Raw genomic sequence first — 21,852 nt, 5'->3', positions numbered from 1 at the left:
CAAGAAAGTGCAAGGTCGTAAATCATGACTTCCCATGCCCCGCATGAAACAATCCCCGAATTGCGCACCGTCGATCTGGACATCCAGGGAATGACCTGCGCCTCGTGCGTGAATCGGGTGGAACGCAAACTCGGCAAGCTGCCCGGTGTCAGCGCGACGGTGAACCTGCCCCTGGAAACCGCCAAGGTCCAGGTCCCAGCCGATGTCACCGATGAAGCACTGATCGATACGGTGCAAGCCGCCGGCTATACCGCTTCCCTCAAGCACCCGCCCAAACCTGCGGGTTCGGATCACCAGGGAGATGGTGAGCATGAGCACGGCGGGCACGAGCACCTGGTGCCCAACCACCTGCTGCGCCGCCTGCTGGTCTCCGCGATCTTCACCATCCCGCTGTTCATCATTTCCATGATTCCCGCAGCGCAGTTCCCGCACTGGGGTTGGGTCGCCTTCGCGCTGGCCACTCCCGTGGTCTTCTACGGCGCCTGGCCTTTCCACAAGGCAGCGGCCGTCAACGCACGGCACCTGGCCTCGACCATGGACACCCTGGTTTCCCTCGGTGTGCTCGCGGCCTACTTCTTCTCTGCAGTGCAGCTGATCCTCGATCCGCAGCTGACTGCCCATGTCGGCATGTCCATGTCCGAGCATGCGCTCTACTTTGAAACGGCCGGCGTCGTGGCCACCTTGCTGCTGCTAGGCCGCTTCCTGGAGCACCGCGCCAAGTCCTCGGCATCCGATGCGCTGAAGTCCCTGCTGAACCTGGGCGCCAAGGATGCAGTGGTGCTTCGCGACGGCACGGAAGTGAAGATCCCTGCCGGGCAGGTGCAGGTCGGGGACCATTTCGTGGTGCGCCCCGGCGAGAAGATCGCCACCGACGGCGTGGTCATTGACGGCGCCAGCGCGGTAGACACCTCGCTGCTGACCGGTGAATCGGTACCGCAGAGAGTTGCGCCCGGCGATGAAGTCACCGGCGCGACCCTGAATGCCTCGGGCCGGCTGGTGATTGAAGCTACCCGCGTTGGCGCGGACACCACCTTGGCCCAGATGGGCAAGCTGGTCTCCGAAGCCCAGTCGGGCAAGGCGCCCATTGCCCGCCTGGCTGACCGGATTTCCTCCGTCTTCGTGCCGATCGTACTGGCCATTGCGCTGCTCACGTTCATGATCTGGTTCTTTGCCAGCGGCGATCCCTACCAGGCGTTCACCGCTGCGGTCGCCGTGCTGGTCATCGCCTGCCCCTGCGCATTGGGACTGGCGACCCCGATCGGCTTGCTGGTCGGTAGCGGACGCGGCGCGCAGCTGGGCATCCTGATCCGCGGCCCGCAGGTCCTGGAAGATACCCGCAAGCTGGACACCATCGTGCTGGACAAGACCGGCACCGTGACCACCGGGATCATGACCCATCAAGGCACCAAGGCCATCGACGGGGTCGATCCCAATGAGGTCCTGGCCTTGGCCGGTGCCGTGGAACACCATTCCGAGCATCCGATCGCCCAGGCCATCGCCAAGGCCGCAGCCGGCTTGGGTCCATTGCCCGAGGCCAGCGACTTCGATTCGGATCCAGGCGGCGGCGTGGTCGGCACGGTCAACGGGCATCGCGTTGCCGTAGGCCGCTTCAGCTGGCTCGAAGCCCAGGGCACCTCCTTGGATGACTCCGCCAAGGCCATGCTCGCGGAAGCCGAACAGGCCGGCGCGACCGCCATCCTGGTCGCGGTGGACCAGCAGTTCCAAGCTGTGATCTCGGTGGCGGACAAGATCAAGGACAGCTCCGCGAAAGCTATTGCCGAACTCCAGGAGCGCGGCCTGCGCGTGGTGCTGCTGACCGGCGACAACCAATCGGTGGCTACCGAGGTCGCCGCCCAGGTAGGCATCAAGGCCGAAGACGTATTCGCCGGGGTCTTCCCCGCCGACAAGGCCAAGGCGATCACATCGCTGCAGGAGCAGGGCAAGGTCGTGGCCATGGTGGGTGATGGCGTGAATGACGCACCAGCACTGGCACAGGCCGACCTCGGCATCGCGATGGGCTCGGGCACCGATGTGGCCATCGAAGCCGCGGACATTACCCTGATGGGCAACGACCTGCATCAGGTCACGCAGGCCATCGATCTGTCGGCCAGGACCCTGTCCACCATCAAGATGAACCTGTTCTGGGCCTTCGCCTACAACACTGCCGGCATTCCGATTGCGGCCCTGGGTTTGCTGAACCCGATGATCGCCGGAGCGGCCATGGCAGCCAGCTCGGTGCTGGTGGTACTGAACTCGTTGCGACTGCGACGGTTCGGGAAGTAGGCCTCCGGGCTTCCACAGCGGGGCATCGGTTGATCCGATGCCCCGCTTAGCCGTATCCATGCCCCTTGCTTCCCGAATCATTACGAAGCAGAAAATCCCCCATTTCGCCCGCCACTTTCCCCGATTGGCGTGTCCAAGCGGTTATCCGGGGCCTGGAGTGTGAAATTGCGACTTGCACCACGTTCGTTTTTCTGCGCATACTGTGATGGCAATCACCACATATGCCGTTGATGCGTGGCGGGAGAGATCCGTCCACACCATGGGCGGGCGCCGTAGGAGCAATTTCCTCCCCGGGAAACTCTCAGGCACCCGTACCGCCACGAAGAGGCAAATCTGGAAAGCAGCACGGTTCCGCCGCGCTCACCGAAGGAGCAATCTTCGCCCAGTAGTCGGGCCGAAGTGAAAACTCTCAGGTATACATACAGATTGGGGAGGGACCTAGAACAGTGCCGCACCGAGCGCACCGGTTTCGAGGTACTCCCCGTGGCTTAACCGGCTCCTGCTCCTTGCGCAGCTTGCCGGGCATGCCAGCTGGAATCCTCCGTACCGGATGTGTTCAACGAAGCCAGTCCCTGCGCTCCAAGCCATGAAGGCTTGGAGGCAGGACACCTTCAGGGCGTCACGCCACACTCCTGGAAGGCAACCAGCATGAGTACCACCAGTTCTGATCCCACTCTCGAGCGCGGGCTCTCCAATCGTCACATCCAGCTGATCGCCATTGGCGGCGCTATCGGCACCGGCCTGTTCATGGGCTCGGGCAAGACCATTTCGGTCGCCGGCCCGTCGGTCATCTTCGTTTACATGATCATCGGCTTCATGCTCTTCTTCGTCATGCGCGCCATGGGCGAGCTGCTGCTGAGCAACCTCGAATACAAGACCTTCGCCGACTTCGCCGGGGACCTGCTGGGCCCGTGGGCGGCGTTCTTCACCGGCTGGACCTACTGGTTCTGCTGGGTAGTCACCGGCATTGCCGACGTGGTGGCCATCGCCCACTACGTCGCCTTCTGGTGGGGCGACCTTCCGCTGTGGATCCCGGCGCTGGGCTGCATCGCACTGCTGCTGGTGCTGAACCTGGCCACCGTGAAGGCCTTCGGCGAAACCGAATTCTGGTTCGCGCTGATCAAGATCGTGGCCATCGGCGCGCTGATCGTAGTCGGCCTGGTCATGGTCATCACCGGCTTCGAGCACGACTCGGCCACCGCTTCCTTCTCCAACCTGTGGACCGAAGGCGGCATGTTCCCCACCGGCTTCATGGGCTTCGTCGCCGGCTTCCAGATTGCGGTGTTCGCGTTCGTGGGCATCGAGCTGGTCGGCACGACCGCAGCGGAAACCAAGGACCCGGAAAAGACGCTGCCCAAGGCGATCAATTCGATCCCCATCCGCATCCTGTTCTTCTACGTCGGAGCCTTGATCATCTTGATGACCGTGGAACCGTGGAACCTGTTCTCCGCCGAGCAGTCCCCGTTCGTGGGCATGTTCGCCCTGGCCGGCCTGGCCGGTGCCGCGGGCATCATCAACTTCGTGGTGCTCACCTCCGCGACCTCCAGCGCCAACTCTGGGATCTATTCGACCTCGCGCATGCTGCGCGGCCTGTCCATGGAAGGCGATGCGCCCCAGGGCTTCGCCAAGCTTTCAAGCCGCAAGGTGCCGAAGAACGCACTGATGTTCTCCTGCATGTTCCTGCTGGCAGGCGTCGCATTGCTCTACAGTGGCGACTCGGTGATGGGCGCCTTCACCCTGGTCACCACAGTCTCGGCCCTGTGCTTCATGTTCGTGTGGACCATCATCCTGCTCAGCTACCTGGTCTTCCGCGCACGCCGCCCGCACCTGCATGACGCCTCGAAGTTCAAGGTGCCCGGCGGGGTCGTCATGCCCTACGTGGTACTCGGCTTCTTCGGCTTCATCCTCTGGGCATTGACCACCCAGGTTGATACCTTCAGCGCCCTGCTGATCACCCCGGCATGGTTCCTGATCCTGGGCGCAGGCTACCTGTACATCCGCCGCACCCCCCAGCACCAGGCACTGCGCGCCGCGCACCTGGCCAAGGTGGCGCACGAACGCTATGAGGCCGCCGCCTACCGTGAAGCGAAGTTCTTCGCCAAGCTTGAAGCGGAAACCGCGGAGCAGGTCTCCGAGGATATCCACCAGTAGCCCGGGCACCTGACAGGTCTCTCGATCAGGCCCCGGCATTGAACTGCTCCCCGAAAGTTGGACTGTAAAAGTCAACAACTTTAGGGGAGCATTTTCATGCACGCACGAAGCACACTATCCGAGTACCAACGCGAGCAACTCGTGGAACTCTTCGAGCAAGGCTATGGATATAGGTCTGTGGCATCAGTGATTAAAGTCGGTACATCCGCGAGCAAGCGCCTCTACAATCAGTGGCGGTTACATGGCAGGCTATGCCTCATGCAGAAACCAGCAAAAAAGCAGTATTCCTTCGAGACCAAGAAGGAAATCGTTGACCGGTTCCTTGCAGGTGAAACTGCCATGGAACTTGCCGCAAAGTTCAACGTCAGTTCCGACGTGTTGGTTGCCGATTGGGTGCGGTTATGGCGAAAAGGCGGCGACGACGCACTGATGCCCAAACCTAAAGGACACCCAAAAGGCTCCGTACCTAAATCGCCTTTGAGCGAAGAAGACAAGCTCCGCCAAGAAAATAAACGACTGCTAGCCAAGGTCGCTTACCTGGAAAAACTCCGAGACTTGAGGGATCAGGGGCATCGCTGAAAACCCAGGTGATTGTCACCCTCAAGTCAGAACACGACCTCGCAGACCTGCTGGCCGTAGCTGGCTTAGCCAGGTCAACCTATTACTACCATCTGAAGTTGATGGATCAGACAGCTCCGTATGCGGACCTCAAAGCAGCCATCACCACGTCGTTTGAGAACAGCAAACGACGCTACGGGTACCGAAGAGTCCACATGGACCTGCGCGCTCAAGGATGGGCCATCGGCATAAAGCTGGTCCGTAAGCTCATGAGAATCCTAAATTTTCAGTCCAAAGCGCGCCCTAAGCGACGCTACAACTCGTACCAGGGCGAGCAGAGCAAGATCGCTGAAAACCTGTTAGCGCGGCACTTTGATGTTGATACACCGGACACTGTTTACGTCAGTGACGTGACAGAGTTCAGGGTTGACCAGGAGAAACTGTATTTGCCTCCCATCATGGATCTGTTTGACCACAGCATCTTGAGCTACACGATCGCTTCGTCACCAACTACGGCGTTCACTAATCAGAGCTTGGCTCAAGCCTTAGGTTCGAAAGATTTCGGGAAGAAGCTGCTGGTCCATACGGATCAAGGATTCCAGTATCAGCATTGGTCGTGGAAGGCTTTGCTGCAGGAGCATGGTGCGGTGCAGTCCATGTCTCGTAAAGGGAACTGCTTCGACAACTCGGTCATGGAGAATTTCTTCTGTCATCTCAAGTCGGAGATGTTCCATGGAGAGCACTTCGCAGATTTCGAGGATCTCAAGGTGGAGATTGAGACGTACATTGATTGGTACAACGTCAGTCGGCGTCAGGAACGACTGAAGGGTATGACGCCGATGGAATATCGATGCCATACCCTTGCAGCCTAAGCAGGACTATTATTTAGCTCGTCCAACTTTTGGGACCCAGTTCACATCAATAGATTCTGGGGCTATTAGGCACTCCGGGCAACAGGCCGAGGGCACAGTTCAGACAAGGTGCTGATTGATTCTTATTCGGGGGCTAGGCGTTTAGTTTTAGCCCGTTGCATCCGGCCAACAATCACATCAATTAGGAGAAACGCTGCGAGGCTGATTCCCATGAGCGGCAAGAAAACCCCTACAGCGACAGCCGCACATAGCACCAGCAGAGTTCCCCACCATGGGGCACGGGTCAATCCGCCACGGGAAGGAGTTTTGCCCATGCGTCGTGCAGGATTATTGATTGGACGGCGTTTCCACCACATTACGTAACCGAGAACCACCATGGTGGTGATCCCGGATGCGAGAAGGAACAGCAGGATCTGATTCAGCACCCCGAACATGGATCCCATATGGATATCGATGCCCCACCGCGAGAGCTTCGCAGCGAGGCTGAAGTCCTTGAAATCAACACGGTCAACCACTTCTAGACTTTGACCATTAATAGAGGTTGCATCAACCTCAGTTGGGTAGGACCGTTGAATTTCTTGCACCACCCATGCTTTCCCTTCCGCAGCAGGAGGCTTGATCTCAACCAGCCCGGTATTAACGTTCACTTCTTGGGCAATGGAGAGCATGGTGTCGAAAGCTGCCGGATTCACCGACTCACCGATTGGAGCAACGGCGGCCCCGTGGTGATGGGCGTGCTCATCACTGGCACTATCTTCGGCGGCTGATAAATCGGTGGCCACCGCGGGGGTACCCCAGCTTAGTGCGCTACGCAGCTCACTGACGTTCGCACCGCCGTAGGTCGACCACGTGATACCGGTAGCGGAAAGGAAGAACGCCCCGAGCAGGATCCAGATGCCAAGGGATCCGTGCAAGCTTGCCAGCCGACGATAGCCAGTGGCTTTGATATTGGGGCGGATGAGATCCTTTTTGCGTCTCGTTCTCTTGATCCTCAAGATCCACAAACCCAATCCAGCAAGGGCAATAACACCCAACCAGGAGGCTCCCAGTTCGCTATAAAGTCGTCCCGGTTCACCAAGCTGCAGGTTGCGGTGCAAATGGTCAATCCAGGTTCTCAGCGGAAGGGCACCGCTGGTCCCGTAAGCGGTGAGATCACCGCGGATTTCCGCGGTAGCAGGGTCAACAAAAATGGCTCTGGTTTCGCTGGCACCAAGATTCTCGTCGGCGTACATCATTCTGGTGGTATCCCCGGGGTTCGGGGCCGGGCGGACGGCCACTAGCGCGTCACCACCGCCCATATAGGCATTGGCTGTTTCCACTTGATCAGCCAGTGGCAAGTAGGAATCAGCAACGGGCGCGTGAAGCTCCTTGGAGTAGATCGCTTGTTCGATTTGGGGTGTGATCGCGTACAAAGCGCCGCTGACGGCAGACACGAGGATGAACGGGCCGATGAAGATTCCTGCGTAGAAGTGCAGTCTCAGTAGCAGCTGCCCGAACCAGCCTTTGCGGGCAGTCCTCGGCGGGACGGACGGTGGTCGTGATTCCGGGGTTGTAGTTTCCAAAAGCGTCATGAATGATCCTTGGGGGAAGAGCATGAAGAATGCAGGTGGCGGTAGCTAGGACGAGAAAAGTGTTTCACCGATGAAGCCTCCCTCAGCGCATCCCGGCGGGACCAGGAAGACAGCAGATCCAATGGGCGTGGTCCATTGGTTCAGCGCGTCAAGGTCCGCTAAGCGTTGTTGCATCGGGGTAAATTGCTTAGCCACGCTCTTTTGGTAGGACACGAAGATCAGCCCGGAATTGGAGATTTCGTTCCCGCCCGGTAAGTCGTCGTAGTTGTATCCGCGCCGGAAAATCCTTTCATCGGTGTTCTCCGAGCGGGCTCGTCGAATATGCGAATGAGCGGCGATAACGGTCAGTCCCAACTCATTCGTCGCCGCGAAATCTGGCTCATCATGTTCTGCGGTTCCAGTGGTTGGCGCCCCGTTAGCCAAGGTACGCCCGATACTGAACTCCCGGCCGGAACGGTCCAGCTCATCCCATGTATCAACGTCCATGCGGATACGTCGAATCACCATGGTGGTACTCCCATCCGCGCTCCACACCAGAGCATTGAAATCCTCAGTCCCGGGTTGAGGGTTGACGGTTCCATCGACTTGCCCGAACAGATTGCGCATTGTGGTGCCACTGGCTTCGGATCCCCGGGAGCGGCGGAACCCGGTTTGCACCCATTTCACCGAGGCAAACCGGCGAGCATCCTTGAGCAGCATCCGCTGAGCATGAGCAACGGTCAGAGGATCATCGGAAGCGATATGCAGCACCAGGTCTCCGCCGTTCCAATGCTCCTCAAGCTGATCGATGGTGAACTTCGGTAGTGGCTGGATCTCTGCGCCCGAAGACCCAGCAAGTTCCACGAGCTTCGGCCCGAATCCAAAGGTCACGGTCAAGCGTGCGGGAACCACGCCCAGTTCAGGCTCAGTGTCCGCTAGGGCCGGCTGACCTTGAGTCAGCCTTGCCGCATCGTCGCTGAGCAAGCGCAACAGACGGCCTAAGGATTCACGGTCAAGAGCATCTCGCAAGTTCAATGCGATGTAGGTTGCATGGGTCTGAGGCTCGGTGGTGATCCCTGCCTGATGGGCACCGTAGAAGGGAATCATGCTGTAGCCGTGCAATGGCTCCGAAGCACCAGCCGGCGCAGCAGTGCTGGTCAGCGAATCGACCCCGAGAGCAGCAATCGCCCCCAGGCCCGCGGCGGCCCCGCCGAACAGTACCCCTCGCCGGCTAGGGCGTGTCGTAGTGGATGTCTTTGCATAGGGCATTAGTGATCGTGAGCGCTTTCCGAAGCCGAGTCATCCATCTTCATCTCGTTATGCTCCATGCCCTCGTGCTCGGAGCCTTCATAGTTTTCATTTGCTCCTGCGAAGTCCTTCACCGGCGCGGTGATATCAAAGGTGGTCTCATCAGAGAATTTCAGGGTCATACGCACCTCACTGCCTGGTTGCAGTGGTTCGGTCAGATCCATGAGCATGATGTGATTCCCTCCTGGCTCCAGGTGTAATTCGCTGTGGGCGGGGATGGTGAAACCACCAGTCTTTTCACGCATCACCATGGCTCCGGATTCGTTAGCCAATGTTTCGTGTAGTTCCAGATCAGTGGAGGCGGGACTGGTCACCGAGGTGACAGTAACATCTTGTTCTCCTGTGTTTTTGATGGTGCCGAATCCTGCGGACATTCCTTCGTTGGCAGCTTTCACCCACGGATCGGTCATTGTGATGGAGGCACCGGCCGGGGTGGAGCTGCTGTTTTCAGCGGGATTGGCAGCACAACCTGCCAAGGCGATCAATACGGCAGAGGACAGGGCAATGGTGCGCAGGGCAAAAGAGGTTTTCACGGTTGTTCCTAAGAAAATGAGGGAAGCGCCAGTTGATGCTTCAAAGCAGTGGTGCTGCGCAGTTGCAAACCAGGGAGATGCCCACAGGTTGTTAAGGCATCTGGCGCTGGGCACAGCAAAGTACAAGAGTGGCCTTGATCAAAAGGCCGTGTAAAAGTGCGATGTAAGAGCCTTCGGCATACGACCATCGGCTGATCCGGGAGTCTCTAGAAATACCAGCTCATATCGCTGGTGGCTAGAGCGAGAATCGTTGCGACCAAGTACCTATCGAGGCTGCGCTAGAGGAGAAGAATCAGCAAATCATCCATTGACGGTCATGAAAAACAACCCGCCGGTTCACTAGAAAGGGGGAGCGGAACGGGTCTCAGACCGTGTGTCGTATGCAAGGGTGACCTTACACCGTTGTTAGTGCCGGTGGTCCTCTGCGAACAATAGAGGTGGCATATACGGCCACTGTGTATGCAGGGATTTCGCGTAGCTCGGTAGGAACTGACTGTGGCAGAACCGGCTGATAGACGAATTTAATAATCCGCCACAGCAGTTTCCAGGTGAACAAATCAACGATGTCAGAGGCCACAATGAATAGTTGCTCACTGCGGTGCAGGACGAGAACTGTAGCTAGGCCCGCCATAAGATGGGCCAAGAGCATAGTGTTATCGCCATGGCTCATGGCGGCAACGTCAGTTGAAGTGGCTACATCGACGGTCATGGACATTCCATGATGCGCATGCAGGGCCTGCTCAGCGGTCGATATCGAGGAGTCCTCGGCGCCCATCGAGAACAGAAGATGGAAGATCACCTGACTGAACCCCACCATGCCAGCAAGTCGCTTGAGCGTGAACCTTTTGCCGCTAAGCAACATGCATACGAGGACCGAAAGCGATAAAGGTAATGCGACATTCAGGACTTCCGGTACAGCTCCTCCCGCGAGCACGTGTGAGGTCAGAGAAACGAACGTCGCGAAGAGCGCGGCGGCGGTGCCTCTGAGAGCACGTGTTGAGCGGGAAGATTTGCGCACGGTTCCAAGTATTCCAGACCGGGTGCTACATTTCTACATCGTGTAAAAATATTCCAACCCTGGTGGTGCAGCTCTGGTGCAAGGGGACTCATAACGTATGCCTTCGACACACTCATTACGGGATTACCCGAATCCATGACAGCGACCTTTATTTGGTGGTTAAATCACGGCATTGTTTAGCACCACAGACATCCTGCCCTGAGGAAAATAACTTGGACGCCATCTATCAGCTCCGACGGTTGAATGCCGCGCAGACGTCAAAGCTTCACCGGAGTGCCCCAATGCACGTTTGTATATTGGGGCCATGAACACCATGGAAACAGTCCAGGCCGAACCACACGAGTCAGAGGATTCACCCTGCTATCGAGTCAATTTCTGGGAACAACTCCGTCCTGGATACGGATGGAATTTAGACGTTTTTGTACTAGTTGAGGTGCACGACGTCGCAGAGGCGCTGCGGTGGAGGAGAACGCGCGTAGGCGGCTCTTCGAACTATTCGCAGAAATGCACCCCGGGCCGGACAAACCGTTCGGAACTCCACGAAAAACCTCGCTCATACGATTGCTCGGAAGCAATCCCAACGCCGCTTAGACATGAGCTTGGTAGCATAATTTAGCGGTTGAATCGCAGATTTAGATGATGTACGAAGGGTGATTCCAGCATCTGCAGCCTTGATGGCAACGGTTGCAACGCAGCAGGCGGCAAGTCCCTGCAGGGCGTACTCGACAGGGAAGCTGCAATATCCACGCCCACGAGAGCCGCTGACTCGTCGCCCTTCAACGAAAATTTATTGACTCGTGATTCATCACGAACACCGCCCTGCGCGGTGGTTCCGGTCTCAGATGCGAGACTTACACCATCAGCGCAAGTGCCATGAGCTTTAAACGTGAACTTTCCAAGATTTCGGTCGCCTGTCACCGCTTCGAAAGTCTTTCGCGGGACATCGGCTTCGACCCTGTTGACGATATCTAACTGGGTTTCTACGAGGCACATACTGGCTCCCTTATTGATTTTGATCCGCATGCATCAACTGGCAATCATCAGCCCTCGGATACATATCAGAAATATGAAAATTCTCGGAAGCCAATACATATTGGCCATCAGTCGGAACACTGCTCCATTATAAGAACCCTTTACGCTTCAAACGCAAGCATTAGGACGAAATGTGCCTATTTATTTAAAAATTGTGGAATGTTGTTCCGTTTTTGTGTAGTGTTCCATTTATTCAACAGTGACTAAAATCACTTTGGGTGCCAGTTGGGGTCATTCGCCCCAAATCAATCCACACAAGGGAACCAGAGGCGTATTTACGCGCTGGCCAAGAATTTGGGGCACACATGAGCAAACTCACCGCAGAAAACTCACGCACATTGTGTCTGCCATCCTGACTACCGACTTCCTGGACTGAGACAGTGGCGCTGTACACGCGAGACTGAACTTCGCGATCTCCCAATCGATCCTTACAGATGAGATGCTGCGTATGACCCAGCAGGCCCTGCACTCCCGTACCTAGAGGGGCAATCGGCAGCAACGAGTGAAGTGTAATCCGCTGAAAATTTCAGCGAAATTCGGCTTCCGATCCCTTTTACGACGTCAACGATCGGGTTCCCGTGGACTCGATCAACATCGTCCAGCAACTACTGACCGATCTGATCCCCGACAATTATTCTCTCTTCCCTACGAACCACCCTGGAGCTAGATATGACTATGAAGGCCTCCTCCAACATCCGCACAGGACGACCGCAACCGCCATCCCAATCCCCACGCCGTTCGGCCCTCACCACCGGCGTTGGCCTATGCGTTGAATACTATGATTGGGCCGTTTACGCGATTTTCGCCCCGTTCTTCGCCACACAGATCTTCAACCCCAACGATCCGACCTCGGCCATTCTTGCGACCCTCGCCATCTTTGCCGTGGGATTCGTCGCCCGTCCATTTGGCGGCCTCATCTTCGGATGGGTTAGCGACAGGATCGGACGCAAGCCTTCCATGACAATCGCAGTCGGACTCGCTGCCTTAGGCAGCCTGGCAATCAGTCTCACACCGACCTACGCGGCGGTCGGCGTTCTCGCCCCAATTCTGCTTCTGGTCGCCCGGCTCCTCCAAGGCCTCGCACACGGTGGGGAACTTCCCTCTGCCCAGACCTATCTGGCCGAAGTTGCCCCGCGTGAACGTCGCGGCCTATGGTCATCCATTATCTACATCGCTGCCACGGTCGGAGTCATCTTCGGAACGCTCTTGGGGTCCCTTCTCACGGGGCTTCTTACCGTAGATCAAATGGCCACCTTCGGCTGGCGCATTCCATTCTTCATCGGCGCAGTATTCGGCCTCTACGGCCTCTTCATGCGAGCGCGCATGTCCGAAACCGAAGCTTTCGAAGGCATTCGCAACAAGCATGTTGACGCCGTCGCTAAACCATCGCTCTGGACCTCGATTGTCGAACACCGCAAGCAAGCTTTCCAGGTTGTCGGCATGACTGTGGGTGCAACCATCATCTTCTACGTGTGGTCTGTTAATGCTCCCGCACACGCCATTACCAGTCTCAATATCGCTTCTGGACCGGCCCTCTTGGCTGCGACACTGGCGAACATTGTTTTCATCGCTGCCCTCCCCCTGTGGGGAAGATTGAGCGACCGGATTGGACGAAAGCCGGTGATGTTGATCGGCCTCCTGGGAGCAGCGGCTCTGCACTTCCCCATGACGTGGTTTATTCGGGACGCGGCATGGCAACTTGGAGTATCAATGTCGGTGATGCTTATCTTCGTGGCCGCTATCACTTCCATCACCCCGGCAGTGTATGCAGAGATGTTCCCCCCTCACATCCGCACTGTTGGAGTCGCCGTGCCCTATGCCTTGTGCGTTGCAGTCTTTGGTGGCACTGCCCCGTATCTACAAACGCTGTTCAGCGAAGCCGTGGGGCAGCCCTGGATGTTCAATCTCTACGCCGTGGCGCTTCTATTCACTAGTGCGGCTGTCGTCCGATCCCTTCCTGAGACAAAGGGCAAAGACATGAATCAATGATTCAGACGCACGCTCCAATCTCTTGCAGTTCTCCATTCGAGTCGGTCTACGTCTCGGTCGGAGTACCTCAACTTGTGTGTTTCAACCGGGCAGTATGATGCGCCACCTCCGCGCAGCGGTCTAGCTTAATTTCCTCACGAGCCACTGAGATAGACGGAACCCCAAGGTTTTGCTGATTACTTGGCCAGTCCACCACCCATAGCCACACAGAACCGCCGACCGGCCCGATTCCGGGCACGCCCTCAATGCCGAAAGGTCACCGTGCAAAACGAAACCATTACCAATACCATCGCCACCTCCGACCGCTACCCGGAGCTGTCCGCAGAAGTGCGAGAACGCATGCTCGCGTTCTACTACCACCTGCACGCGCACCCCGAGCTATCCATGCAGGAACATCGCACCGCGGAGTTCATCGAGGCCCGCTTGAACACCCTCGGCATCGATAATTTCCGCTGCGGCGGCACCGGTGTGGTGGGCATACTGCGAAACGGGGAGGGGCCCGTCGTCGGATTCCGTGCGGACACGGACGGCCTGCCGATCCAGGAGGATTCCGAGGTCGACTACCGCTCCACCGCCCGCGGCACGCTGCCTGACGGCACCGAGGTACCCGTCATGCACGGCTGCGGACACGACACCCACGTTGCCGCGCTCATGACTGCAACGGAGGTGCTGGTTGCCGACCGTGATAACTGGTCTGGGACCCTCGTGCTGATTTTCCAGCCCGGCGAGGAGACTGGCGCCGGGGCGCAAGCCATGGTAGATGATGGACTCTGGGACCAGGCCCCTCACCCGGAAATCATCTACGGCCAGCACCTGATGCCCGGGCTCGCCGGGACGGTCGAAGTGGTTGGCGGACCGGCTATGGCGTTCGCTGACTCTTGGAAGGTGACCCTGTTCGGGGAACAGTCTCACGGCTCTCAGCCGCAGGACTCCATCGACCCGATCGTGCTGGGCGCGCACATCGTAACCCGCCTGCAGTCCATCGTTGCCCGCGAGATCGACCCACGTCGGGCCGCTGTCGTGACCGTGGGCACCTTCCATGCCGGGCTGAAGGAGAACATTATCCCGGCCACCGCAGAGTTCACCCTCAACGTGCGCACCATGGACAAGGACACCCGCGAAAGGGGTCTTGCCGCGATCCGCCGCATCATCTCCGCCGAGGCCGCGGCATCAGGTGCACCGGAACCGACTATCGAGGAACTTTCCCGTGTCCCGCACAACTATAATGACCCGCACGCAACGGCGGAACTTACCGTGGCTCTGCGGAGCGCGCTGGGCACCGATAACGTCAAGGAGGCCGAGCCAAAGATGGGCTCGGAGGACTTCGGCATTCTGCCAGGCTCGTTGGGGATCTCCTCGGTGTTCTGGTTCTTCGGGGGCTTCGACCAAAACACGGTGGACTCCGGAACCATGCCGGTCAACCACTCGCCGCGGTTCGTCCCCGTGCCCGAACCCACCCTGTGGACCGCGGCGATGGCCGCTATCACCGCGCTGAAGAGCAAACTCGGCAACTGACCGCAAGCGACTGTGGTGACCAGCCGGATGCCTGGCCACCACAGCCGCACTAGCCGGTCCATTATGCGCAGGCAAATCTGAAACGTTCACCACATCAGTGCTGAGACTCGGATGTCCGTATGCCTCCGTTCGATCGAATATCTGAGCGAAGGATCCCCAAGTGCAATACTCCTGACGTCTTGTAACCCAAGAGTTGCAAGACGTCTCAACGGATACCACTCCCCCGGTGTGTGACTGTTAGTTTCAATTGGCGGTTTATTACCAGTAAAAATGGCGCATCGCTTAGCACGATTCACTTTGGTTCTAAATGGTTGAAGGCAGGGTGCTAATTTCCTGGTGGAAATAGTGCCCCGCCTTCAACAGCAACGAAACCAGCGCTAATGCAGGTCGTTGCCAGATTGCTGTGTGAGCTGCTTGCGGTGGACGCGGGCAGCACGAAGGCCGTTGGCAATCACGATGACTTCTGCCACCTCGTGTACCAGCACTACCGCAGCTAATCCAAGCACTCCGGTAATAGCCAAGGGCAGCAGGACAACGATGATCGCCATTGACAAGATGATGTTCTGATTCATGATCGCTCGGCCCCGTCGCGCATGGGACAAGGCTTGCGGGATCAGTCTCAAGTCATGGCCGGTGAAGGCTACGTCGGCTGATTCTATGGCGGCATCGGCACCGGTAGCGCCCATCGCAATCCCCACGGTAGCGCTAGCCAAGGCAGGGGCATCGTTGATCCCGTCACCGATCATCCCTGTAGGAACCTGCTGCACCGACGAAGCGATTTCACGGGCCTTGTCTTCAGGTCGCAGTTCGGCATGAACGGTGTCTATACCGGCGATTGAAGCCAGCGCGTGGGCAGTACGGGAGTTATCGCCGGTGAGCATCACCACGTCGATTCCCTGGTTATGCAGGTCTCGAATTGCCTCGGCCGCTTCAGGGCGTAGTTCATCGCGCACGCCGATCACGCCAATGACCTGCTCTGCACGGGTGACCATGACGCAGGTTTGCCCGGAGGCCTCCATGGATTCAACAGCGGAAGCAAGCGATCCTGGGGCAATCCATCGAGGACTGCCGACCCCGACCTGAACACCATCCAGGACGCCGGTAATGCCGTGTCCTGGCTCTTCGTTAACCGCCGCTGCCTCCGGTATCGCGGGTACTGCTGCGGTGATGGCCGTAGCTAGAGGGTGGGTGCTGTGCTGTTCCAGGGCGGCAGCAACGGCGAGCACCTCTTCGCGAGTCGCATCATCAACGGTCTGGACTTGCGTGACCACTGGCTGATTGCGTGTGAGTGTTCCAGTTTTATCTACCGCGATGCGGCGCAGGGAACCAAGCCGTTCGAAGGCTGCTCCGCTTTTGATGATGACACCGAACTTGCTGGCAGCTCCGATGGCGGAAACAACGGTGACAGGAACGGCGATGGCCATCGCGCAAGGCGAGGCTGCGACCAGCACGATCAGTGCGCGGGTGATCCAGGTTTCGGGATCGCCGAAGATCGCTCCAAGCACAGCAACCAGTACGGCCAGGACGATGACACCGGGAACCAGCGGGCGGGCAATGCGGTCAGCGAGCCGTGCCCGTTCGCCACGTTCCGACTGGGCTTGCTCGACCAGGCTCACCAACGTGGTCAGGGAGTTGTCCGTGCCGTTTGCCGTTGCAGTGACTACTAGCGCGCCGGATGAATTGATGGAACCAGCAGCAACCTGGTCGCCTACGGTTACTTCCACGGGAATTGATTCCCCCGTGATAGCGGAGGTGTCCAAGCTGCTTGATCCTTGGCTGACCACGCCATCGGTTGCCAAGCGTTCACCAGGCTTCACGCGCAGGGCATCGCCAATCTTGATCTCTGCTGCACTGACCACGACCGGTGCGTCGTCACGGATGACGGTGGCCGTTTCCGGGACGAGCTTCAACAAAGAGCGCAGGCCCGAGCGTGCCCTGTCCATGGCTTTGTCTTCCAGGGCTTCGGCAATGGAATACAGGAATGCCAGGGCTGCAGCTTCTTCGATATATCCGAGGATGACCGCACCGGTGGCGCTGATGGTCATCAGCAGCCCAATGCCGAGTTTCCGTTTCGTGAACAGGTTTCGCAGGGCGCCGGGCACAAAGGTAAAAGCGCCCAGCAGCAGGCCGATCCAAAACAGCACCAAGGCCACGATGGCGGCGCTTTCGCCGTGGGTGCTCCATTCAAGGACGAGCCCAGCGAGGAAGAAAACGCCTGAGGCTATGGGAACGAGCACGTGCCAATCCCGCCACCAGGGCAGTTCCTCTTCGAATTCTTCGGTGGGTTCCGGTGAATCGCAACCGCAGGCGGAACTCATGCTTGCTCCTCGTGTTCTCGATCGGCGCTGGTGGCGCAGTCAGGGCAGGAAGAGTCCAGGCAAGGTACTTGATCATCGACGGCCAACGTCACGTCAACCAGGGCGCTCAGGGCGGTGGTGAGGTGAGGATCGGTGATTTCGTACCGGGTTTTGCGGCCTTCCATTTTCGCCACGACAATTCCGCAGCCGCGCAGGCAGGTCAAATGGTTGGAAACGTTGGCGCGGCTCAGTCCTAGGGCCTGGGCAAGTTCCGCTGGGTATCCGGGTTCGTGCAGCAAGGACAGGAGGATGCGTGACCGGGTGGGGTCGGCCATGGCGCGGCCAAGCCGGTTCATCGCATCGATCCGTGATTCAATGTTCATCATACGATGTACTGTACAGCACTTGATGTACTAGTGGCACCGCCCAAAATCGGTCGTTTTTGAAATACTGAAAAGACAATTATGGTGAAAATTTCTGACGGCTGAAAACTCAGCAGGGTTAGAGGTGCGTTTCGTCGTAAAACTCAGTGCCTTAAACTATGCGTCGATACATCATCCATTCTACGAGTATTGATACATTCAGAAGGATGGGCGTGTACCTCGCTTGCTTGCCGCCAACAGGTGTGGGTCTGGTGGTCTGACCTATCCGTTGGTGTTTCCCTCCCTTATCAAGGCAGGGCCTCGTGGGTTCTAGTGACGATTCTGGTGAACCTGATATAAGGATGAATTTCGAGTAATGCAGCACAACCATGATTCTTGGTGACACAGATTCACGAAATCTATATCAGGTAATAAAGTGAAAATAAAGCAGATTAAATACTTCTAGTTCTCACTCTTAGTCAATCGTTGTGGTAAACCTTGCGTGACAACATCAATATTCGTGATCGGACTAACATTGAAGAGCCTACTCCTAACAGTGATATGGGTTATCGCCTCGGCCCTCTTGATCTGTTCCTGTGCGAGCTCCAGCAGATCCGACAATCTCATCGAAATCGCAGTCATCGACTCACACCTGCCTGACGGGACAGCCTATGAATGCTTCAATATTGAGCATCAGAGCATAAGCAACGAACCTGTCGTCAATTCTGGGACCGCAGTTCATCACGCGGAAGTCACACTTTCGCACCTTCTCGAATTGACCGCGGAAACGTGCCCTGATTGGAGTTCCAGAGTGCGGATTAGGCACGTGCAGCTTTCCGGTGAAGTTTCCGCTAGTAGTAGAGAACTGACCGAGGCCATCACCTCGTTATCAGATTCCAGCGTCGATCTCACGGTTATCGCGTTGACATCTGGGACCTCGAGCCGGAGTCTTGAAGACGCAATTCAGGAATTGGTTGATACGGGGGCACCCATCCTCGCTGCATCGGGAAACAGACCGGGTATGTCTCCGGGATTCCCTGCCAGATTCGACGGAGTACTTTCGATCGGCGCACTGGACAATAGTCAAAAACCGGCATCTTTCAGCGCGCAGAAAAACGTCGATGTCTTTTTGTCCGGCGAGAACATTCCATACGTCACATCGTCTGGAGACATCGATAGTAGCAGCGGCACCTCTGTGGCGACTGCTATTGCTGCCAATCAGATCCTTAAAGGGATTCTTGCGGGAAAAACTCCATCCGAAGGAATAGCAGAACTTATACAACAAAATAGAAGGATCGAATAAAAATGAAAGTACTAGTCTGGCTTGTCCTTGTACCAAGCCTCGTTCTTGGTCTGATGCCACACGGTGGAGAAGTTACTGACCCTGCAATGACCTCAGAAACACAAACCGTTGTTTATTCTGAGGATGCGCTTGAGGAATCACTCTCCGAAGAAGGTCTTGAACTCCTTGAAGCCGAGATCGACAGCGAAGAAGTTTCAGTTGAAACAACCACCGAACTAGATTCTGGTGAAGAAATTTCACAGTCTCTCGTCTTGGACAATGATTCAGGTACCGCAGAATTCACGGTCGAAAGCGAAAGCGAGGACATCGTTAGTGGAACCTATCAGGTAGATGTACTCCAGGTTGATGAAGAGCTCATCTGGTTTACGGTTACAAACCCTGATACCGGCGAAAAATCAGAATATCGATCTGATCAAGCAGACTACTCGGTAATTCCTCTGGCATTGATCCTAGTTCCTTCACTGGGAGCAATTTTTAAGGCTCTATTCCTTGCCTCGGCCGTAGTTGTGATCGCTGGTGTAACTTATATAGCAGCCGACAAAGCGATTGCAGGTATCAGGGAGGCTATTCGCAAGAAAAAGAATCCGCCTGCTCATTACAAAGTTGTACGCCGCACAAACGGCTTGCTCATTGGTGACGGAATGTCGAAGAACGAGGCCGTGTCGCGTGCTCGAGCCAGCGGTGATGTATGGTCAACTACCAAAGCCGGGGCAAGGTCTGTGGCTTATAGCGTGAGAAGCAAAACACCGGTTGGCCCTGAAAAAGACAAGACCAATTCCTCCAAGAAGTATTGTCACTACCACCCATCAGGACGCAGTCCTGGATCACACGCCTTCTACGGTGTTGCCGGCCAGGCATGCTGATGGAGGAAAAAGATGGAGCTGATCAAATGACCGTGACTCCCATAGATCCACGAGAATTGATGAAGAGGTGGGAAGCCGCAAAGTTGCCCTCGGTGACTCCGACACAGGTACGCGCGCTCCTTGAAGACAACTATAAGGCCTACGGAATTCCTGTTCATTTGATGGAACCTGATGGATTCGAATTCGATGAGGAAGTGCGGGAGGACCTGATTGATGCGTTGTTTACCATCACCAATCCCGCGGTTCTCCTGAAACTAAGAAATGGGCGGCCGGTCGCTGTCGATGAAGATGCCGTTGAAGACGCCGAGTTCTACTGGCAGGAGCTTTTCCATGGCGACATGCTGGAACTCCCATATCGGGTTCTTTCGGCCCAGCATGCCTTGGGACAACGGGTCTCGGTGTTGCTTGAGCGCGAAGGAAGTTTCATCACCGGCTTCAAGGTCTATGGGGTGGCAGGAGACAAACTCAACCGGTACCTCACCGCGGTCATTGGTTTCCCGCCGCGCCGTGAACAAGATCCGGAAGATGGGCCCTTCATGCGTGCGGGAGACCTGACGGACCCCGTGTTTGTGGACTACCTCGAAGCAACAGCTGAATCCGGGCTCATCTAGGCAACGCATAGGCGCTGCATTGAGTTGGATTAAATGCTCTGGGGCTATTACAGAGTTAGTCAACGCCCCGGCGAGAATGAGTGAGTGGCCTACAGGATGGCAGGTGCCGTGTTGTAGGTCATTTCCTTTCTTGCTCTCACCGGCAGGTTCCCCTGACGGTGGAAGTCTTCTTCCTAACCCAGATTTTCTAGTACGTGAATAATTTAGCGATGCTACCAAGCCACGGCTGGTGCACGGCATCCGGAACGTTTCAGTTCGTCGCAGGATTCGAAAATTCTCACGATGTCTGAAACGGGGTGGATTAACAACCTGAAAAATCGGGCAAATTAGACTGCTTGGTTGCTATTTAGACTTGCGTGGGTACCGTTTGACTTGAAAATTCCGTGATAACGACAGCGTGTTCGAGGTGAGACGTCTTCCAACCTATAGGTTGCAAGACGTCTCATGGAACCCCGATCCCACGGTTGTGACTATCAACTTGGGGCGGCGGTTAAACCACGGCATTGTTTGGCGGCAGTGGCCCGGATGGGCAAAATTAGGCTGGTTGACGGTGTTGTTCAGTCCGAATGATCCGGGGCAGAAACCTGACGAAGAGGACCATGCCGATGAGCTCGACAAGCGTCTGGGTGACCACGACCAATGCGGCCAGGGCCAGAGGTTCGGGCAAGGCGAGGGCGAGCGGGAGCACGACCAGTGAATTGCGGGTCGCGCCGCTAAATACGACTGCACGCGTGGCGGCGACATCGAGACGTGCCCATCTGGCCGCCAGCATTCCCAGCGGCACCATCACCAACAGGAACGCAGCGTAAAGCGGCACCACCGCCAGCAGCGAGCCAACTTCCTGGCCGACTCCGGTGATTTGTGAACCGACGACCACCGCCAGGGTCACCATCATCAGGGGAACCATCAGGGCCTGCATGATGTCCATGATGATCCTGCCCGCCGCGGCCTTGCGCGCCAGCGCCTGTGTCAGGGTTGCCGCCGTCAGGGGAATGAGGATCAAGACGATGAGGGCCTCGACGAAGGGTGCGGGGTCGATGGCCGAGGCCACGTCGGGGCCGACGAAAAGCAGCAGGTAGAGGGGCAGCAGCAGCATCTGGAGCAGCATCAAGACCGGGGCGGCGGCCAGCAGCCTGTCGCTGGCCCCGCCGGCCAGGCCGGTGAACACGATGACGTAGTCGATGCAGGGGGTCAGCAGGACCAGCAGCACCCCGAGCAGCAGGGCCTGGTCCCCGGCGATGAAGCGGGTCAGTCCGAACACCACGACGGGGACCACGATGAAGTTCAGCACCAGCACGGTTCCCATGAACCGCAGGTCCTTGGCGGCCTTGCCGATGGAGGCGAACGGGATGCCCAGGAACGTTGCGTAGAGCAGCAGCCCGAGGACCGGGTTGATCGAGTGTTCCAATGCTCCGGCCGAGCCGGGGGCAAGGAACCCGACGCCGCCGCCGATGAGGATGGCCACGAGGTACAGGCCGATCTGGTGGTGTTCCATCCGTGCAATGAGGTTCTGGGTTTTCACCATGCCCATGTTAGGCGACGCGGGCGGTCGAGCAGGAGTTGATGCCCGAGTGACCGTGGTGAAGGACAGTGAACCGACTGCGGGA

General features: G+C 57.4%; 17 protein-coding genes and 1 riboswitch. Of the genes, 9 read left to right on the top strand and 8 right to left on the bottom strand.

Going from position 1 to position 21,852, the window contains the following annotated elements; genetic code table 11:
• The first annotated feature begins 24 nt into the window (after positions 1 to 24).
• The 4 genes from ACP3TE_RS09900 (at position 25) to ACP3TE_RS09885 (ending at position 5,864) form a co-directional block, all read left to right on the top strand.
• Positions 25 to 2,283, top strand: a complete 2,259-nt coding sequence (locus tag ACP3TE_RS09900; RefSeq protein ID WP_133834169.1) for a heavy metal translocating P-type ATPase — start codon at positions 25 to 27, stop codon at positions 2,281 to 2,283.
• Positions 2,284 to 2,511: 228 nt separating this feature from the next.
• A riboswitch (glycine riboswitch) is annotated at positions 2,512 to 2,610 on the top strand.
• A 321-nt stretch (positions 2,611 to 2,931) separates the two neighbouring features.
• The gene (cycA, locus tag ACP3TE_RS09895) at positions 2,932 to 4,434 is read left to right on the top strand and encodes a D-serine/D-alanine/glycine transporter (protein ID WP_402696823.1); all 1,503 of its coding nucleotides are present in this window, start codon (positions 2,932 to 2,934) and stop codon (positions 4,432 to 4,434) included.
• Between the two features lie 258 nt (positions 4,435 to 4,692).
• A complete protein-coding gene (locus ACP3TE_RS09890; protein ID WP_402696783.1) occupies positions 4,693 to 5,013 on the top strand; it encodes a helix-turn-helix domain-containing protein in 321 nt (106 codons plus the stop codon).
• A gap of 8 nt (positions 5,014 to 5,021) precedes the next feature.
• A complete protein-coding gene (locus ACP3TE_RS09885) occupies positions 5,022 to 5,864 on the top strand; it encodes an IS3 family transposase (RefSeq protein WP_426733404.1) in 843 nt (280 codons plus the stop codon).
• Positions 5,865 to 5,986: 122 nt separating this feature from the next.
• Here ACP3TE_RS09885 and ACP3TE_RS09880 read toward each other — a convergent pair whose 3' ends face one another.
• The 5 genes from ACP3TE_RS09880 to ACP3TE_RS09860 all read right to left on the bottom strand — a co-directional run bounded on the left by ACP3TE_RS09880 (position 5,987) and on the right by ACP3TE_RS09860 (position 11,296).
• On the bottom strand, positions 5,987 to 7,435 hold the full coding sequence (locus ACP3TE_RS09880; protein ID WP_133835028.1) for a PepSY-associated TM helix domain-containing protein: 1,449 nt from the start codon (positions 7,433 to 7,435) through the stop codon (positions 5,987 to 5,989).
• A 45-nt stretch (positions 7,436 to 7,480) separates the two neighbouring features.
• Positions 7,481 to 8,683 carry a Dyp-type peroxidase gene (locus ACP3TE_RS09875; protein ID WP_133835027.1) on the bottom strand — a complete coding sequence of 401 codons (1,203 nt, stop codon included), beginning with the start codon at positions 8,681 to 8,683 and terminating at the stop codon, positions 7,481 to 7,483.
• A complete protein-coding gene (locus tag ACP3TE_RS09870) occupies positions 8,683 to 9,255 on the bottom strand; it encodes a copper chaperone PCu(A)C (RefSeq protein ID WP_133835026.1) in 573 nt (190 codons plus the stop codon). The genes ACP3TE_RS09875 and ACP3TE_RS09870 overlap by 1 nt, the downstream gene beginning before the upstream one ends.
• A 394-nt stretch (positions 9,256 to 9,649) precedes the next feature.
• Positions 9,650 to 10,273 carry a hypothetical protein gene (locus ACP3TE_RS09865; protein WP_426733401.1) on the bottom strand — a complete coding sequence of 208 codons (624 nt, stop codon included), beginning with the start codon at positions 10,271 to 10,273 and terminating at the stop codon, positions 9,650 to 9,652.
• A gap of 612 nt (positions 10,274 to 10,885) precedes the next feature.
• A complete protein-coding gene (locus ACP3TE_RS09860; protein WP_426733399.1) occupies positions 10,886 to 11,296 on the bottom strand; it encodes a hypothetical protein in 411 nt (136 codons plus the stop codon).
• Between the two features lie 678 nt (positions 11,297 to 11,974).
• Between ACP3TE_RS09860 and ACP3TE_RS09855 the strand changes: the two genes are divergently transcribed.
• Positions 11,975 to 13,294, top strand: a complete 1,320-nt coding sequence (locus tag ACP3TE_RS09855) for an MFS transporter (protein ID WP_402696820.1) — start codon at positions 11,975 to 11,977, stop codon at positions 13,292 to 13,294.
• 339 nt (positions 13,295 to 13,633) lie between these two features.
• On the top strand, positions 13,634 to 14,809 hold the full coding sequence (locus ACP3TE_RS09850; protein ID WP_133835032.1) for an amidohydrolase: 1,176 nt from the start codon (positions 13,634 to 13,636) through the stop codon (positions 14,807 to 14,809).
• A gap of 377 nt (positions 14,810 to 15,186) precedes the next feature.
• Here the strand turns inward: ACP3TE_RS09850 and ACP3TE_RS09845 are convergent, their stop codons facing one another.
• Together ACP3TE_RS09845 and cmtR are read right to left on the bottom strand one after the other, a co-directional pair.
• Entirely contained in the window at positions 15,187 to 17,127 is a 1,941-nt protein-coding gene (locus tag ACP3TE_RS09845) for a heavy metal translocating P-type ATPase (protein ID WP_402696819.1), read from the bottom strand.
• Positions 17,124 to 17,492, bottom strand: coding sequence for a Cd(II)/Pb(II)-sensing metalloregulatory transcriptional regulator CmtR (cmtR, locus tag ACP3TE_RS09840; RefSeq protein ID WP_013350243.1), 369 nt, complete (start codon positions 17,490 to 17,492; stop codon positions 17,124 to 17,126). The genes ACP3TE_RS09845 and cmtR overlap by 4 nt, the downstream gene beginning before the upstream one ends.
• Before the next feature lie 802 nt (positions 17,493 to 18,294).
• Here cmtR and ACP3TE_RS09835 point away from each other — a divergent pair.
• From ACP3TE_RS09835 to ACP3TE_RS09825, 3 genes are read left to right on the top strand one after another with little or no spacing between them, the layout of a single operon-like run.
• Positions 18,295 to 18,771 carry a S8 family serine peptidase gene (locus ACP3TE_RS09835; protein ID WP_166650873.1) on the top strand — a complete coding sequence of 159 codons (477 nt, stop codon included), beginning with the start codon at positions 18,295 to 18,297 and terminating at the stop codon, positions 18,769 to 18,771.
• A 2-nt stretch (positions 18,772 to 18,773) separates the two neighbouring features.
• Positions 18,774 to 19,634 (top strand): hypothetical protein, encoded by an 861-nt coding sequence (locus tag ACP3TE_RS09830; RefSeq protein WP_133835020.1) that lies wholly within the window; start codon positions 18,774 to 18,776, stop codon positions 19,632 to 19,634.
• Entirely contained in the window at positions 19,634 to 20,245 is a 612-nt protein-coding gene (locus ACP3TE_RS09825; RefSeq protein ID WP_402696816.1) for a hypothetical protein, read from the top strand. Before ACP3TE_RS09830 ends, ACP3TE_RS09825 begins: the two co-directional genes overlap by 1 nt.
• A gap of 535 nt (positions 20,246 to 20,780) precedes the next feature.
• On the opposite strand, the gene ACP3TE_RS09820 is transcribed toward ACP3TE_RS09825, so the two are convergent.
• Complete coding sequence (locus ACP3TE_RS09820; RefSeq protein ID WP_402696815.1) at positions 20,781 to 21,776, bottom strand: arsenic resistance protein; 996 nt, start codon at positions 21,774 to 21,776, stop codon at positions 20,781 to 20,783.
• Between the last annotated feature and the right edge of the window lie 76 nt (positions 21,777 to 21,852).

The sequence above is a fragment of the Glutamicibacter sp. 2E12 genome (assembly GCF_050030965.1).
Classification (GTDB): domain Bacteria; phylum Actinomycetota; class Actinomycetes; order Actinomycetales; family Micrococcaceae; genus Glutamicibacter.
The sequence above is the reverse complement of the archived record's forward strand: the minus strand, read 5'-3'. Positions and strand labels throughout refer to the sequence as shown.

Excerpts from the sequence above, each read along its gene's own strand:
- ACP3TE_RS09880 (WP_133835028.1), bottom strand. The coding sequence starts at position 7,435 with ATGACGCTTTTGGAAACTACAACCCCGGAATCACGACCACCGTCCGTC.
- ACP3TE_RS09850 (WP_133835032.1), top strand. The coding sequence starts at position 13,634 with ATGCTCGCGTTCTACTACCACCTGCACGCGCACCCCGAGCTATCCATG.
- ACP3TE_RS09890 (WP_402696783.1), top strand. The coding sequence starts at position 4,693 with ATGCAGAAACCAGCAAAAAAGCAGTATTCCTTCGAGACCAAGAAGGAA.
- cmtR (WP_013350243.1), bottom strand. The coding sequence starts at position 17,492 with ATGATGAACATTGAATCACGGATCGATGCGATGAACCGGCTTGGCCGC.
- ACP3TE_RS09845 (WP_402696819.1), bottom strand. The coding sequence starts at position 17,127 with ATGAGTTCCGCCTGCGGTTGCGATTCACCGGAACCCACCGAAGAATTC.
- ACP3TE_RS09900 (WP_133834169.1), top strand. The coding sequence starts at position 25 with ATGACTTCCCATGCCCCGCATGAAACAATCCCCGAATTGCGCACCGTC.
- ACP3TE_RS09860 (WP_426733399.1), bottom strand. The coding sequence starts at position 11,296 with ATGCGGATCAAAATCAATAAGGGAGCCAGTATGTGCCTCGTAGAAACC.
- ACP3TE_RS09855 (WP_402696820.1), top strand. The coding sequence starts at position 11,975 with ATGACTATGAAGGCCTCCTCCAACATCCGCACAGGACGACCGCAACCG.
- ACP3TE_RS09830 (WP_133835020.1), top strand. The coding sequence starts at position 18,774 with ATGAAAGTACTAGTCTGGCTTGTCCTTGTACCAAGCCTCGTTCTTGGT.
- cycA (WP_402696823.1), top strand. The coding sequence starts at position 2,932 with ATGAGTACCACCAGTTCTGATCCCACTCTCGAGCGCGGGCTCTCCAAT.
- ACP3TE_RS09825 (WP_402696816.1), top strand. The coding sequence starts at position 19,634 with ATGGAGGAAAAAGATGGAGCTGATCAAATGACCGTGACTCCCATAGAT.
- ACP3TE_RS09820 (WP_402696815.1), bottom strand. The coding sequence starts at position 21,776 with ATGGGCATGGTGAAAACCCAGAACCTCATTGCACGGATGGAACACCAC.
- ACP3TE_RS09875 (WP_133835027.1), bottom strand. The coding sequence starts at position 8,683 with ATGCCCTATGCAAAGACATCCACTACGACACGCCCTAGCCGGCGAGGG.